The organism is Plantactinospora sp. GCM10030261, assembly GCF_042666615.1.
Lineage (GTDB): Bacteria > Actinomycetota > Actinomycetes > Mycobacteriales > Micromonosporaceae > KBS50.
This window is the reverse complement of the sequence record NZ_JBHTDD010000001.1, coordinates 474,271-489,438: the sequence shown is the minus strand read 5'-3', so window position 1 is coordinate 489,438 and position 15,168 is coordinate 474,271. Positions and strand designations below refer to the sequence as shown.

At 70.5% G+C, this 15,168-nt stretch carries 10 protein-coding genes; 8 read left to right on the top strand and 2 right to left on the bottom strand.

Annotation, left to right across the window (positions count from 1 at the left end):
• Positions 1–140 precede the first annotated feature (140 nt).
• The gene (locus tag ACFQUZ_RS02410; RefSeq protein ID WP_377437489.1) at positions 141–962 is read left to right on the top strand and encodes a DUF4230 domain-containing protein; all 822 of its coding nucleotides are present in this window, start codon (positions 141–143) and stop codon (positions 960–962) included.
• Positions 963–1,099: 137 nt separating this feature from the next.
• Positions 1,100–3,085 (top strand): arabinofuranosyltransferase, encoded by a 1,986-nt coding sequence (locus ACFQUZ_RS02405; protein WP_377437150.1) that lies wholly within the window; start codon positions 1,100–1,102, stop codon positions 3,083–3,085.
• A 46-nt stretch (positions 3,086–3,131) separates the two neighbouring features.
• On the opposite strand, the gene ACFQUZ_RS02400 is transcribed toward ACFQUZ_RS02405, so the two are convergent.
• Positions 3,132–3,335, bottom strand: coding sequence for a PspC domain-containing protein (locus tag ACFQUZ_RS02400; protein WP_377437149.1), 204 nt, complete (start codon positions 3,333–3,335; stop codon positions 3,132–3,134).
• Between the two features lie 306 nt (positions 3,336–3,641).
• Here ACFQUZ_RS02400 and ACFQUZ_RS02395 point away from each other — a divergent pair, with 306 nt between their 5' ends.
• The 6 genes from ACFQUZ_RS02395 to ACFQUZ_RS02370 all read left to right on the top strand — a co-directional run bounded on the left by ACFQUZ_RS02395 (position 3,642) and on the right by ACFQUZ_RS02370 (position 13,404).
• Positions 3,642–5,009, top strand: a complete 1,368-nt coding sequence (locus tag ACFQUZ_RS02395; protein ID WP_377437148.1) for an L-serine ammonia-lyase — start codon at positions 3,642–3,644, stop codon at positions 5,007–5,009.
• A 264-nt stretch (positions 5,010–5,273) separates the two neighbouring features.
• The gene (locus ACFQUZ_RS02390) at positions 5,274–6,086 is read left to right on the top strand and encodes an ABC transporter permease (protein WP_377437147.1); all 813 of its coding nucleotides are present in this window, start codon (positions 5,274–5,276) and stop codon (positions 6,084–6,086) included.
• The gene (locus tag ACFQUZ_RS02385) at positions 6,087–6,833 is read left to right on the top strand and encodes an ABC transporter ATP-binding protein (protein ID WP_377437145.1); all 747 of its coding nucleotides are present in this window, start codon (positions 6,087–6,089) and stop codon (positions 6,831–6,833) included.
• Entirely contained in the window at positions 6,830–8,833 is a 2,004-nt protein-coding gene (locus ACFQUZ_RS02380) for a DUF5941 domain-containing protein (RefSeq protein WP_377437144.1), read from the top strand. Before ACFQUZ_RS02385 ends, ACFQUZ_RS02380 begins: the two co-directional genes overlap by 4 nt.
• A 40-nt stretch (positions 8,834–8,873) precedes the next feature.
• Complete coding sequence (locus tag ACFQUZ_RS02375) at positions 8,874–11,069, top strand: CDP-glycerol glycerophosphotransferase family protein (RefSeq protein ID WP_377437143.1); 2,196 nt, start codon at positions 8,874–8,876, stop codon at positions 11,067–11,069.
• A gap of 16 nt (positions 11,070–11,085) precedes the next feature.
• Positions 11,086–13,404: a glycosyltransferase gene (locus tag ACFQUZ_RS02370; RefSeq protein ID WP_377437142.1), complete on the top strand. Its 2,319-nt coding sequence runs from the start codon at positions 11,086–11,088 to the stop codon at positions 13,402–13,404.
• A 33-nt stretch (positions 13,405–13,437) separates the two neighbouring features.
• Here ACFQUZ_RS02370 and ACFQUZ_RS02365 read toward each other — a convergent pair whose 3' ends face one another.
• Positions 13,438–14,973, bottom strand: coding sequence for a glycosyltransferase (locus ACFQUZ_RS02365; RefSeq protein WP_377437141.1), 1,536 nt, complete (start codon positions 14,971–14,973; stop codon positions 13,438–13,440).
• Positions 14,974–15,168: the final 195 nt, after the last annotated feature.

Below are 15,168 nucleotides of genomic sequence, written 5' to 3'. Positions count from 1 at the left end.
CGCGCGCGTGTCGTACCCGCCTTGTACGGTTCAATCGGGCACAGGTCGGGTACATCGACAATCACCGGCGGGTGGAGCCTGCCGGGGTGCGGCGTCTTGTGTCAGGTGCGGCCGGCTGTCGGATGAGGGCGGTGAGGGCGATGGTCCCGAGCGGCGACGTCAACGAACCAACCCGTGAGTTCCCGGAGTATCCGGCGGGTCGGGCACGACCACCGGCACGGGACGACACCGATCTCGCGCTCGCGGCGGCCGATGACCGGTTCGACGACGGCCACCAGGTCACGGACGGACCGCCCGCCGAGCCGCCGCCCCCCGGGCGATCGAGCTGGGTCCGGGGGTTGCTGCCGGCGCTCGGTGGCATCGTGCTGGCCCTCGTGCTAGTGCTCGGGTTGCAGGGGGCGGGAATCTGGCCGGACTGGCGCAACCCGTTCGCCAAGGAGCAGACCGACCGCAGCCAGCCCCCGCTGCTCACCTCGATCCGGGACCTCAGCCGGTACGTGGCGGCGGAGGGCAACTTCCAGGTCGTCATCGACCTGCAGAACGACCGGCGATACGTGCCGGAGTTCCTGCTTAACGACCGGACCCTGTTCGTCGGCGCCGGCACCGTCGAGGCGTACGTGGACTTCGCCAAGATTTCCGAGGGCGCCGTGGTGGAGTCGGCGGACGGTAAGAGTGTCGAGGTCAAGCTGCCCGCCCCGGAGCTCGGGAAGGCGAACCTCGACCTGGAGAAGAGCTACGTCTTCGCGGAGAAGCGCGGACTGCTGAACCGGATCGGCGACGTGTTCGGCGGCGACCCCAACCGGCAGAAGGAGGTCTACCAGACCGCCGAGGAGCGGATCACCGCCGCTGCGCGGGACAGTGGGCTGGCCGACCGGGCCCGGGAGAACACCCGCAAGATGCTCGAGGGACTCCTGCGCTCCCTGGGATACGAGAAGATCACGGTCAGCTACGCCGCCCCCTGACAGCCCGCCGCCGACGCGCTCGGCCGGTGACGTCTGGCGATGCCGGACCGTTGCCCGCTGGCGCCGACGGTCATCGGTATCATGCGGAAGCCGCTGCCGAGCCGCCGCGGTCACGCCTGCCATCGGGGAGAATCGCTGTGGCCCACTCGGTCGCCAGGGACGAGGCTGACATCACCGGGACGGATACCGATCCGGCTCGGGAGGCGCCGACCGGCGTGGGGCGGGCGGCGTCCGCCGACGGCATCCAGAAGGGAGCCGACCAGGACGGCATCCGGGAGCAAGCCGACCAGGACGATCCGCGCGGTGCGTCGGATCCCGGGCGGTCCACCGGACGGCCGTCCCGCTGGCGCTGGCTGACCAACAGCGGGACCATCGCCGTGCTGACCTGGCTGCTGGCCACGCCGGTCGCCTTCTGGCTGCCGACGTTGACCGAGCGCGACCCGTTCTCGGTGGGCGCGTCGAGCGTTCCGATCGCCGCGGCGTTGTGTCTGATCGTCGGACTGGGGCTCCTCGCGGTCCGTTGGTCGGGCGAGGTCGTGGCGGGTGTCGCCGCTGGTCTCACCGCGGCGTGGACGGTGTTGATGTTGCGGCTCGCCCTGGTCGGCACGCCGTTCGGGTTCGGCGGCCTGCAAGGCGACTCGGGTCGGATGGCCGCGTCGGCCACCCGGTACACCACCACGATCGCCAGCGCCGACGCGCTGGACCCCCGGCTCCCGTCCGAGTACCCGCCGCTCTACACCTGGCTCATCGGCCGGGCGGGGGTGCTGCTGGATCAGCCCGGGTGGCGGCTGCTCGCGGACTTCGAGGTGCTTTTCTTCTCGGCCGCACTGGTGGCGGGATTCGTCTTGTGGCGGCGACTCGTGCCCAGCTGGCTCGCCCTGGCCATCACCGTGCTCGGCGTGATCACCTGGTCCGACCCCCGCAAGGCGTACGAGGTGCTGACCTTGGCGATCTTCGTGCCGTGGGCGCTCGACCTCTTCGCCCGTACGCCCGCCAAGCGGCTGCACTGGCTGCCCGCCGGCCTGCTCGGGGGCATCATCGCGGTGGTCTACCAGGCGTGGGTGGTCTACGCCGCGCTGGGTCTCGTGGCGTTGATGGTGGTCGCCTGGCGGACCGAGCCCGACCGCTGGGCCTACCTGCGCCGGATCGGCCTGGCGGCACTTGTGGCGTTCATCGTGTCGTCGTGGTACATCGTCCCGTTCGTGTGGACATCGTTCACCAAGGGCGGGGAGCAGATCTCCGACCTGTACGCGTCCACGTCGATCAACGCTGGACTGTTTCCCTTCCTCGACGTGTCCCCGATCGGGCTCCTCCAGCTCGCCGGTCTGATCGGGATGATCTTCCTGTTCCGCACCGTGTGGTGGGCCCGGCCGCTGCTGCTGCTCGTGGCGGCCGTCTACGCCTACCGGCTGCTGTCGCTGGTGCGGTACGTCCTCACCGACCACACCGGCTTCCTGCACTACACGACGCGGTTCTACTCCGTGCTGTTCACGGTGGCCGGCGTGCTCACCGTGGTGCACGTCGCGCCCCTGGTGACGCGCGCCTTGCGGATCACCCCGCCCCGCCTTGTCGGAGTCGGCGTGATGGCGGTGCTGCTCGCCTGGTCGGCCACCGGCTTCACCAGGTCCTGGATGCCGGAACACGAGAGCAGGTACGCGGTGCAGGCGCACGCCGAGCCGCTACCGGGCGGCGGCTACCCGGTGTTCGCACCGGAGGAGGACCGCCCCCGGTGGTTCCCGGTCTACGAGGTACGGGACGCGGTGGAGGGCGTCCTCGGACCCGACCCGCGACGGCTCACCCTGTCGGTCGACAGCCGCCTCTACGCGTACCTGCCGTGGCCGGGGTATCTGGACACGGATCCCATCGCCTCGGCCACGCTCGCCTTCGGCAGCGACCGTCGCAAGGCGGTGCGCGAGCTGGCCGACACCGACGATCCCGACGCCTTCGCCCGCCGCTCGGCCGACACCGGATTCGGATCCATCGACGTCTTTGTGCTCCGGGAGCGCGAGTCGGACTGGGCGTGGAGCAACCTCAGCTTCCAGCCCGAACAGTTCGACCCCCGATACTGGGCCGTGGTTGATGATCTGCCGGAGAACATCGTCGTCGTGGTCCGCCGGGAGTGAGCGCGGGTCCCGGGGTGGCGGCCGTGCGGTGGCGTGACGTGGCGGATCAGTAGGTGGCGGCGTACCGGTCCTCGTTCGGCATGATGATCCAGAGAGCCAGGTAGACGATCACCTGGGTGCCCGGGAGCAGCAGCGACAACACGAAGAGCAGGCGGACCATGCCGGCGGACATGCCGAACCGGCGGGCCAGGCCGGCGCAGACACCGGCGAGCATGCGACCGTCCCGCGGACGTACCAGCTTGCGTGTCATAGTTTCTCCCCATATCCGCGGCGCTCGCCGCTGTCGTAGTCGACGGTACGATCCGGCGGCCAGCCCGCCGTCCGTCCCGGGACGGATTCGGGCCGGCGCCTCCCGTAGGTACTTACCCCCGCGTCCCGTCCGGAAAGCTCCCCCGCCGGTGACAGCGCGACCCGGCCGGTGACACCGGACCGGCCGGTGACATCGTGACCGGTGACAGGACCGATCCGGCGTTGCCGGGGACCGGACCGGGTACCCGGTACTGTTGCCGGTTGCCGCCCGGTCAGCGTGGACCTCGCGGCGAGGAGGAGTGGCGGCATGATCAGCGTTTTCGATCTGTTCTCGGTCGGCATCGGCCCGTCGAGTTCGCACACGGTCGGTCCGATGCGGGCGGCGCGCACCTTTGTCCTCGGGCTCAAGGCTGACGGTTGTCTGGCGGACGTGACGCGGGTTCGCGCCGAGTTGTTCGGCTCGCTGGGCGCCACCGGGCACGGGCACGGCAGCGATCGGGCAGTGCTGCTCGGCCTGGCCGGAGAGGCGCCGGAGACGGTGGACACCGACCGGGTCGACGGCTGGCTCACCGGCGTCCGGGCCGCCGGCCGGATCAATCTGCTGGGCGCACACCAGATCGACTTCCAGGTCGACCGTGACCTGGTGCTACACCGCCGCCGATCATTGCCCTTCCACCCGAACGGGATGACCTTCGCGGCGTACGACCGGACCGGCGCGACGATCCGGGAGCGCACGTACTACTCGGTCGGCGGGGGCTTCGTGGTCGACGAGACCGCCGCCGGGGCGGACCGGATCAAGGCCGACGACACCCCGGTCCGGCACCCGTTCCGCACCGGAGCCGAACTGCTCGACGTCACCCGCGAAACCGGGCTGTCGATAAGCGACGTGATGCTGGCCAACGAGTCGGCGTGGCGGTCACCGGCCGAGGTGCGGGCCGGCCTGCTGGAGATCTGGCGGGTGATGCGGGAGTGCGTCGAGCGTGGCTGTTCCCGTGACGGTGTCCTGCCGGGCGGGCTGCGGGTGCGTCGGCGCGCCGCCGAACTGCGGCGGAGCCTGGCGGCGGAGTCCGGCGACGACCCGCTGCGGGTGATGGACTGGGTGACGCTGTTCGCGCTGGCGGTCAACGAGGAGAACGCGGCCGGTGGCCGCGTGGTGACCGCACCGACGAACGGTGCGGCCGGCATCATCCCGGCCGTGTTGCACTACTACGTGCGGTTCGTCCCCGAGGCGTCCCCGGCCGGTGTGGTGCGCTTCCTGCTCGCGGCCGGGGCGATCGGCGTGCTGTTCAAGGAGAACGCCTCGATCTCCGGGGCCGAGGTCGGGTGTCAGGGTGAGGTCGGCTCCGCCTGCTCGATGGCGGCCGGAGGGCTGGCCGAGGCGCTCGGCGGCACTCCAGCCCAGGTGGAGAACGCGGCCGAGATCGGGATGGAACACAATCTGGGGCTCACGTGTGATCCGGTGGGCGGGCTCGTCCAGATCCCGTGCATCGAGCGCAACGCGGTGGCCAGCATCAAGGCGATCACGGCCGCTCGGCTGGCGCTGCGGGGCGACGGAGTCCACGCGGTGTCCCTGGACAAGGTCATCAAGACCATGCGGGAGACCGGCGCCGACATGAAGATCAAATATAAGGAGACCGCCCGTGGCGGGCTGGCCGTCAACGTGATCGAGTGCTGAGGTGACGACCCCGCGTGACGTGTGGCACCGCTTACCCGACCCATTCATCGACTGCTAACCTAAGCGCGTCAGCGGCCCGTCCGGTGAGTTCGACCCCGCGACAGGTGCCGTGTCGCTACCGGCACTTGGCCGTACGGGTCGATCCCGTCCACGGCGGTCGTCCGTGGTGGCCGGAAGGAGTCAGTGCGTGATCTGGTCCGATCGGATCGGCCTGCCGGTGCTCGGCGCCGGTGGAGCGCCGACCGCCCGAGCGGAGGCGGGTCGATGACGACCGCCGTCGGTGCGGTCTGGTCGCATCGAAACGCTCTGCGTCTCCTGGTTCGCCGTGACCTGGCGGTCAAATACCAGGCATCCGTACTCGGCTATTTCTGGTCCCTCATCGAACCGCTGGCGATCGGCGCCATCTACTGGTTCGTCTTCGGGGTGCTCTACGGCACCGGCCGGCACCTCGGGGCGGCGGCCGAGTCGTACCCGCTCTTCGTTGTCAGTGGCATCTTCGCCTGGCAGTGGGTCAACTCCGCGATCGGTGAGGCCACCAACGCGCTGACCGGACAGGCTCGGTTGATCACCACGATGAAGGTCCCGCGGGAGGTCTTCCCGTTCGGCCGGGTGATCGGGCGGTTTGCCGAGTACGTCGCCGGCCTGCCGATCCTGATCGTCGTGGCGATCTTCTACGGTCAGCTCACGTTCGGTTGGCACCTGTTGGCCCTGCCGCTGGCCATTCTGCTTCAGTTCACCCTGTTGATCGGGCTGGCGCTGCTGCTGTCGTCACTGAACGTGCTGCTCCGCGACATCGACCGGTTCACCCGGCTGATCACCCGATTCCTGTTCTACGCGACACCGATCATCTACCCGCTCTCCCTGGTCCAGGAGTCGAGCATGCCGGGCTGGGTGAAGGCACTCTACGAGTGCAACCCGCTGGTCGGCATTTTCCAGCTGTTCCGGGCCGTCTGGTACCCGAGCGAGTTCCCCGGCACCGGGGTGCTCGCCGCGTCGGTGATCGGCAGCCTCGGGCTGCTGCTCGCCGGCTTCTGGGTGTTCCGCCGGCTTGAGCCGGCCGTGCTCAAGGAGCTGTGAGTGAGTCAGCCCATCATCGAGGCCCGCGACCTCGGAATCCAGTTCGTCCGCAACCGTCGCCGTCAGTTGCGGATCCGCGAGATGTTCATCCACCGCGGCGGCCGGCAGCCGAAGTCCGAGGAGTTCTGGCCACTGCGGCACGTCACCTTCGACATCCAGCCGGGTGACGCGGTGGGTGTGATCGGCAAGAACGGCACCGGCAAGAGCACCACCCTGCGTCTGATCGCGGGAGTGCTCATCCCGGACGAAGGATCGATCACCGTCCGCGGCAAGGTGGCGCCGCTGCTCCAGCTTTCCGCTGGCTTCTCCAACGACCTCAGCGGTCGGGAGAACGTGCATCTGGTCGGCTCGCTGCACGGGCTCACGCCCCAGTTCCTCAAGCAGAAGTTCGACGAGATCGTCGACTTCGCCGGTGACCAGGTGCGGGCGGCCATCGACACACCGGTCCGGCACTATTCGTCAGGCATGAAGGTCCGGCTCGGGTTCTCCGTGATCGCCCAGCTGAGCCATCCCATCCTGCTTGTCGACGAGGTGATGGCGGTCGGCGACGCCGAGTTCCGGGCGAAGTGTTACGCGACAATCGAGCGGCTGCTGGCCGAGGGGCGGACCCTGGTGCTGGTCTCGCACAACGAGAACGACCTGACCCGGTTCTGCAACCGGGGGCTCTATCTGGACCGGGGCAGGCTCAAGGTGGACGGCACGGTCCGCGAGGCGCTCGACGCGTACAACAACGTGGTCCGGACGTGACCCGGGCGGTCCTGCTCACCGCAGGCGGGACCGCCGCCTCCGCCCTGGTCGACGGGCGACCGCTCGCCGACCACCTGGCCGACCAGTTGCGGCAGGCCGGGGCGACAAGCGTGACCGTCACCGACGATCTCGCCGAGGTGGCCCGGCTGGCCACCGGCTCACGAGCGCCGCTGCTGCTCTGTGCCGACGACGTCGTGGCGCACACGGCGGTGCTACGTCACCTGGCCACCAGCCCCGTCGGGCCGACAGTCGCGCTGCTCCTGCCCGACCCGCCGCCGGCCGGCCGGCCGGGGATCGTCGAGGATCGCGGCCGGGTGGTCGGGGCGGAGGCCGCCGGGGAGACCACCGCCACCTTCGGGGGCGTCATCCGGGTGGGCGTCGCCGACCTGCCGACGCTCGCCGCCGCCGCGGATGGGATCGCGGCCGGACACGACGGTGCCGCCGCGCGGGCGGTCGCCGGCGCGGCCGGGCACCCGCCGGAACATCCGGTGGACCGGCTGTTCAGGGCCCTCACCACGGCCGACCTGACGATCTTCACGCACCGGGTACGGCTGCTGGTGGCGCGCCGGGCGGCCGACCCCGACGCGGTCCGCGCCGCCGAGGCGGCGGTGGCGGCGGTGCCCTCCGAGCCGGCGGAACTGCGGCTCGCCGTCAAGGAACGGGACGACTTCTTCACCACCTATTTCGTCAGCAGTTGGTCGCCGTGGGTCACCCGGCTGGCCGCCCGGCTCGGCCTCGGCCCGACCGCGGTCACCGTCGTGTCGGTGCTGTTCGCCGTTGTGGCGGCCGGTCTGTTCGCGTTCGGCGGCCGACCGGCCCTGGTGATCGGCGCGCTGCTGCTCTACCTCGGGTTCGTGCTGGACTGCGTGGACGGGCAGGTGGCCCGCTTCACCCGGAACTTCAGCGCCTGGGGTGGGTGGCTCGACACGATGGCCGACCGGGCCAAGGAATACGTGGTGTACGCGGGCCTGGCGGTCGGCGTGGAGCGGGCCGGGCTGGGCGACGGCTGGCCGCTGGCGATGGCCGCGATCACGCTGCAGACCGTCCGGCACATGACGGACACCTGGTATGGGGTGCTGCACGACGAGGCGGTGCGCCGGCCCGCCGGGGCAGGTGCACCCGGTGGGCTCGGTGCTCGGCTCAGCCGGGCATCCAACCGGGTGCAGGCCGACACCGGCTCGGTGACCTACTGGTTGAAGCGCACCGTGGTCTTCCCCATCGGCGAGCGTTGGGCCCTCATCGCCCTCGCCGCCGCCCTGTTCGACCAGCGGATCGCCCTGCTCGCCGTGCTGGTGTGGGGTGGGCTCGCCGCGGCGTACACCCTGGCGTTGCGGGCGGTGCGGTCCCGGGCCATGCGGGTGCCGGTGCTCGGCACCGTGGACACGTCGCTGCACCGGGACGACGGCCCGGTGGCCCGATCACTCGGTGCCGCCGCCCGCCGGCTACCGGGCCCCCTGCCGGGCGCGTTGCTCGCCGTGGCGGCCAGCGCCGCCCTGCTGGTCGCGGCCCTGGCCGAGCCGGAGGGCGCCCGCTGGTGGGCGGCGCTCGCCGCGTTGGCGGTGCTCGCCGCGGCGCTGCCGGCCGCCGGCCCGCACGCCGGTCCGCTGGACTGGTTGGTGCCCGCCGCGCTGCGGGCGGCCGAGTACCTGTTCGTGATCGCCGCCGGTGTCGGGGGCGGGGTGCCGCCCTGGCTGATCTACCTGGCGCTGCTGGCGCTGGCGCTGCACCACTACGACCTGACGGCCCGCCTGGAAAAGCGGGAAAGCGCTCCCGCGCTGCGGTCGTTCGGTCTGGGCTGGGACGGGCGGATCATCCTGCTGACCGGCACCCTGCTGGCCGGCGTGCCGAGTGTCGGTTTCGCGGTGCTGGCGGGGTACCTGATCGGCGTCCTTCTGGTCGGCGCCGGTATCGGCTGGACCGCGGCGGCCCGGACCCGCCGCGCGGCGGAGTGGGAAGCGGCGAACGATAGTCTAGTGAGTCAGCGGCAACAGGCCGGTTAACTCAGCGTGGCCGCCAGAGGTGCGGCCGGGAAACGGACAGATGACCCTCATCAGCTTCGTCGTGCCCGTCTACCAGGTGCAGGGTTACCTGCGGCAGTGCCTGGACTCGATGCTCACCCAGTCGGTGACCGACATCGAGGTGATCGCGATCGACGACCGTTCACCCGATCACAGTGGCGAGATCCTCGCCGAGTACGCGGCCCGCGACCCGCGGTTACGGGTGATCACGCTCGAGGAGAACGTCGGCCTCGGCCGGGCGCGTAACGTCGGGCTGGACGCCGCGACAGGGGAATATGTCTGGTTTGTGGACAGTGACGACTGGCTGGCCACGGATTGCCTGCCGGCGGTGGTGCAGCGGCTGCGGGACACCACGCCGGACGTCCTGATCGTCGATCACGTGCGGGTGCACTGGGACAACCGCGTTGTGCCCAGCGCGCTGGCTGAGGTCTTTCCGTCGGGTGCCGGGGACACCGTGTCGGACCTGCGCGGGCGTCCCGAACTGGTTCGCATCCTGCACACCGCGTGGAACAAATTGGTGCGTCGGCAGTTCCTGGTCGACCTGGGCCTTCGGTTCGGCCCGGGGTGGTACGAGGATGTGTCGTTCACCTATCCGGTGCTGATGGCCGCTGAGCGCATCACGGTGCTGGACCGGGTCTGCGTCAATTACCGGCAGCGCCGCACGGGTGCCATCACGAGCACCCGGGGGCAGCGCCATTTCGAGATCTTCCCGCACTGGCGCCGGGTCTTCGAGCTGATGGACGAGTGGGCTCCCCGGACAGACGACCTTCGGCCGCTGATGTTCCAGCGGATGATCTGGCACTACCTGACCGTGCTGGGCCACGGTGAGCGACTTCCCGCCGAGATGCGGAAGGCGTTCTTCACCAGGATGGTGGAGGACTACCGACGGTGGTTGCCGCCGGGCGGTTACCCGGTGCCCGGCGGTGCCGAGGGCGTCAAGCACAGACTGGTAGCCGCCGGACGTTGGCGCACCTTCAGCACCCTACGAAGCGTCCAGCGGACCCGGGGGAAGGTGCGCCGGACGGCCGTCCGGGCCCGCCGGACGGTCGCGGAGCCAACCGTGCGGCGGCCCGTGCGACCGAACCGGGATGCCGCCCTCCGCGCCTACTACCAGGCCCAGCTGCGGCTGCCGACGGATCCGCGATTGGCCCTGTACGCCGCGTACTGGTATCGGGGTTACACCTGCAATCCGGCCGCCATCTATGAGAAGGCGCGCGAACTCGCCCCGCACATCAAGGGAATCTGGGTGGTCCGCCGGGACCGGGTCGCCACCTTGCCGCCCGGCGTCGATTACGTGGTCGCCGGCACACCGGCCTACTACCGGGCGCTGGCCCGGGCAACCTGGCTGATCAACAATGTCAACTTTCCTGACTTCGTGGTCAAGCGGCCGGGGACGGTGCACCTCCAGACCCATCACGGCACGCCGGTCAAGGTGATGGGCCTGGACCAGCAGCGGTATCCGACCGGTGCGGTGGGCATGGACTTCGCCAAGCTGCTTCGGCGGGTCGACCGATGGGACTTCAGCATCAGCTCGAACACCTTTTCCACGCAGATGTGGGAACGCGCGTACCCGGCGCAATACGAGAGCCTGGAGGTTGGTTACCCGCGTAACGACCGACTGGTCACGGCGACCGTCACGGAGGTGGCCGAGGCCCGGTCCCGGGTCGGGGTCGGGCCGGCCGACCACGTCGTCCTGTACGCGCCCACCCACCGGGAACACCTGCCGGGATACCGTCCGCCGTTCGACCCGGAGGAGTTCGTCGCGACGCTCGGACCGGCCGGCCGACTGCTGATGCGCAGCCACTATTTCCACGATCGGGAGGCGGCCGACGTAACACGGGCCAGCGATGGTCAGATTCTCGACGTGAGCGGCCATCCGTCGGTGGAGGATCTTTATCTTGCCGCCGACGTACTTGTCACCGACTATTCCTCCGCCATGTTCGACTACGCGACGTTGGATCGGCCGGTCGTCATCTATGCTCCCGACTGGGACGCTTATCGAGCGGCCCGAGGTGTGTACTTCGACATCACGGCCGAGCCGCCCGGCGCGGTCGTCACGTCGTTCGCCGACCTGGTTGATCTGTTCCGCGCCGACGGGGTGGACGACGACGCGGCGACCAAGGCCCGCGCCCAGTTCCGGCGCCGGTTCTGTGCGCTGGAGGACGGCCGGGCGGCGGAGCGGGTGGTACGCAGGGTGTTGCTCGGCGAATCGGGCTGACGGGGCTGGAGGATCGGTGGGTGCGCTGCTGACGGTGGTCGTGCCGATCTACAACGTGGAGCGGTACCTGCCCGAGTGTCTCGACTCGGTGCGCGACCAGACCTACCGCGATCTGGAAGTCGTGCTGGTCGACGACGGGTCCTTCGACGGCAGCGGTGCGGTGGCCGCGGCGTACGCGGCGACCGATCCCCGGTTCCGGTTGATCCGCCAGGCCAATCGTGGGTTGGGTGCCGCCCGCAACGTCGGGATCGCCGCCGGCACGGGCGACTACCTGGCCTTTGTGGACAGCGACGATGTGCTGCCGAGGTACGCGTTCGAGGTGCTGGTCGGCGCGCTGGAGCGGACCGGCTCCGACTTCGCCTCGGGCAACGTCGCCCTGATGACGAGTCGGGGCCTACGCCAGTCGCCGCTGCATCGCGGCACTCATCGCACCACCCGGCTGGCCATCAGCCTCGCTCGGCAGCGCAACCTGGTCTATGACCGGTTGGCCTGCAACAAGGTGTTCCGAAGGTCCTTCTGGGATAAACACGACCTACGTTTCCCAGAGGGCGTCCGTTACGAGGACATCCCGGTCACGGTCCCCGCGTCCGCCCTCGCCGATTCGGTGGACGTGCTCGACCTTCCGGTGTACTACTGGCGGCAGCGGGAGGCGGGCAGCGAGCAGTCGATCAGCCAGCGCCAGACGGAACTCGGCAACCTCGTCGACCGGTTCGCCGCGGTGGACCGGGCGAGCCGGTCGCTCGCGGCCCTCGGCGATCCAAAGATCAAAGACTTGTACGACGGAACGGCGTTGCAGAGCGACCTGCGGATGTTCCTCGACCTGCTGCCCGACGTCGACGACACCTACCGCGAGCGGTTCGCGGACCTCGCCGCGGATTTCCTGTCCCGAGTGGATTCCCGGGTCATCGACCGGCTGGCTCCCCGGCTGCGGGTCGCCTGGCGGCTCGCCACCCACCGGGCGCTGCCTGAGGTAGTCGCCGTGGTGGCCGCGAGCCGGGCCGGAGCCGTCCCGTCGGTGGCCCGTCGAGGGCTGGGCCGCTACCTGGACCTGCCCTTGCTCGACGCCAACCATCCGGCGGTGCCCCGGGAGGCATACCGGCTGGCCACCGGGGTGCGCACCGAACTGCACGAGGTGCGTTGGGAGGCCGGCGGGCTGCACCTGCGTGGCCTGGCGTACGACGCGACCCGTGGCGCCAACCGACCCTGGGAAGCACCCAAGCTGATCTGGTTACGTGAACATGGCGGCCGGCGGCGGGTCCTGCCGCTGCCCGTCCGTCCCCGGCGAGTGGCGCAGACGCCCAGTTCCGTGCCGTACGGCTGGGCGGGCTTCGAGGTCGTGCTGCAGGCTTCCCGGCTTCGCGATCGGGACGGCTGGAAGTCCGGGGACTGGAGCGTCAACGTCGCCGTGCTGCGGATGGACGGGATCTCCCGGCGAACGCTGGGCACCGGCGAGTCCCGGCCGGTGCTGCCCGCGTCCTGGGTGGCTCCCGGCGTCCGCGTCGTCACCTACCTGGCCGGGGGTCAGCTCCGGCTACGGGTGGAGCACCCCCGCGCCTGGGTGACCGCGGTGCGGATCGACGGCGCCGACCTCGTCGTGTCGGGCGAGGTCGACCGGCCTCGCGCCACGGCGCTCCTGCGACTGCGGCGAGTGGCGGGAGTCGACGGGTTCTGCTGTCCGGTGGAGCTGAGCGGTGCCGGTTGGTCCGCCCGGATCCCGGTGGCGGACCTGGCCGCGGCCGGACCGCTCGACGGCCAGCGGACCCTGGTCGGCGAGGCGGGGACGAGCTGGCGGGTGTTGCTGGACGACGACGAGGGCGAGCCGTCGGAGGTGCCGGTGCTGCCCGGATTCACCGACCTGCGGCACCCGGTGGCCGGCGGCGTCGAGTTGACCGCTCGTCCGGCCGATGACGACGTCCTGTGGCTACGGTTGCTGCCCGTCGGCCCGGTGGTGGACCACGCGGAGCTGACCGGGACGACCCTCCGGCTCGGCGGGGACCTGCCGGAACACGGCGACTGGCGCGACCTGCGCATCCTGCTGCGGGCCCGCGATCCGGGCGATCCGACGGTGCTGCCGCCGCCGGACGTGGTGCTGCCCGTGGAGGTGACCGGTCGGCGCTGGACGGTCGGCGTTGACCTGGGCTCCGACGGCCCGGTGGACGGCGACTGGCAGCCGCTCTACGCATGTCCCGACGTCCAACCGGTGGATCTGCCGTTCACCGTTTCCGCCCGGCAGGAACTGCCCCGCGACGTGACGGTGGCCGGACGGCGCCTGGAGACCCTGCCCGACCGCGATCGGGAGGTGCTGCGGCTCGGCCCGGCGTTCGGCCGCCGCTGACGGCGGCAAGCTCATCGCCGACCGTTCGTCGGGTCAGCCGCGTCGGTCGATCCGGCGCTTGACCCGGCCGGCCGCCCCTCGCGCGTACCGCTCGGCGACGAACCGGGTGGCACCGGCCAGCGAGCGGAGTCCACCGACGGGGATGGTCTTGCCGTCGGGTGAGGTGATCCGGCTGCTGCGCTTGTCCGGCCGGACGACCAGACGGGGGCGGGGTGAGGTGAGTTCCTTCTCGGGCAGCAGCCGCAGGTCGGTCGCCCCGAGATCGGCACCGCTGACCCACCGCTCGCCAGCCACCTCGGCGACCACTTTGTGCAGTGGCTCGTCTGGCTCGCGTACCCGAACGGCCCGGCTCAGGGCCGAGGTACGCCAGAGGCTCACCGCCTCGTCCGGCGAACTGGCACCGACCGGCAGTAGCCGTACCAGCCCCACCTGCCACTCGTCGGCGATCGAGACCAACTGGCGAACGGTGTCGGCGTCGACACCGACGTACGGCGTGAGGCGCAGCAGGTAGGGCGAGGGGAATACGGTCTCGGGTACCTCCTGAACCAGCTCCACCCGGGGCTCCGAGCGATAGGTGGTGGCGATGAGGCGCCGGTCCAGCAGCGGATCGTCGAGGATGGAGCGCCGATGGTCGGTGATCTCCGCCCAGTCGGCGACCAGGAGCACCCGCAGGTCGGTCAGGTCGTTCGCCAGCAGCCGGTCCACGCAGACCCGGACCATCTCGAATCCGGCGTCGGCGGGCACCACCGCGGTGACCAGCGGGACCGCCCACGACCGGTTGGCTCCGGCACGCAGCCATCGGGGGTGTGGCATCCGGTCAGCCAGGTACGGATGGTTGTAGCGACGCAGCGCCGGGCCCTTGGTCATCATGTGTGAGGCGCCCAGGTGCCAGCTCCGGGCCGCCGGCTCGGGCACGAAAACAGCACCGGCCTGGGTAAGTCGGTAGCCGAACTCGGTGTCCTCGCCCAGCCGCAGCTCGGTGTCGAGCCCTCCGGCGGCCTCGTAGAGGCTACGGGTGAGCGCGGCGGTGGCACCCACGTGGGCGCGGAAGTTCAGGTGGTCGCCGCCCCGCAGTTGGTCGGTCTCGTCGATGATCTTCTCGACGTAGTCGTGCGTCTCGCTGTCCTCGATCCGGAACAGCCGGTCCAGGGTGCCGGCGTCGGACCGCTCCGCCACCTCCTCCGGGGTGGGCCACTCCTCGCTCACGAACCGCTTGTAGCCCAGGGTCACCGCCTCGTCGGAGGTGTGGTGCCAGCGCACCTGGGCCTCGACGTGCTCGGGGAACACCACCATGTCGGCGTCCAGCCAATGCAGGATCTCGCCGGTGCTGTTGACGGCTCCCACGTGCAACGCGTTGGACCGGCCCCAACCGGTGGAGTGCTCGGCGACCCGGACAATCCGGCAGTTGGCCGGACGGATCTTCGGCAGTTCGATCGCCGGTTCGCTGCTGTCGTCGACCACCACCACCTCGAGCAGGTCCTCGGGATAGGTCTGGTGGGCGAGCGCGGCGAGGGTGAGGTCCAGAGCCGGTTGGCAGTTATAGGCCGGAATGATGACCGAAACCGACATTGTGGGACTCCACTGGCCGATCCGCCCTGGCGACAGCGGCCCCCAGTCGTTGCGGCGGAGCCGGGTCCGAGGGCGCGCGGCGGCACGGGAAGCGCTGTCAGGTCTGGACACGACGCCAGTTTACCGAGCGGATTCGCGCCGAATGCGCCGCCGGGAGGCAGGTGTGCCGACCGCTCGGAGGGCGTTGTTCGGCCA

Coding starts and splice junctions, on each gene's coding strand:
- ACFQUZ_RS02395 (WP_377437148.1), top strand. CDS start 3,642: ATGATCAGCGTTTTCGATCTGTTCTCGGTCGGCATCGGCCCGTCGAGT.
- ACFQUZ_RS02365 (WP_377437141.1), bottom strand. CDS start 14,973: ATGTCGGTTTCGGTCATCATTCCGGCCTATAACTGCCAACCGGCTCTG.
- ACFQUZ_RS02410 (WP_377437489.1), top strand. CDS start 141: ATGGTCCCGAGCGGCGACGTCAACGAACCAACCCGTGAGTTCCCGGAG.
- ACFQUZ_RS02400 (WP_377437149.1), bottom strand. CDS start 3,335: ATGACACGCAAGCTGGTACGTCCGCGGGACGGTCGCATGCTCGCCGGT.
- ACFQUZ_RS02390 (WP_377437147.1), top strand. CDS start 5,274: ATGACGACCGCCGTCGGTGCGGTCTGGTCGCATCGAAACGCTCTGCGT.
- ACFQUZ_RS02375 (WP_377437143.1), top strand. CDS start 8,874: ATGACCCTCATCAGCTTCGTCGTGCCCGTCTACCAGGTGCAGGGTTAC.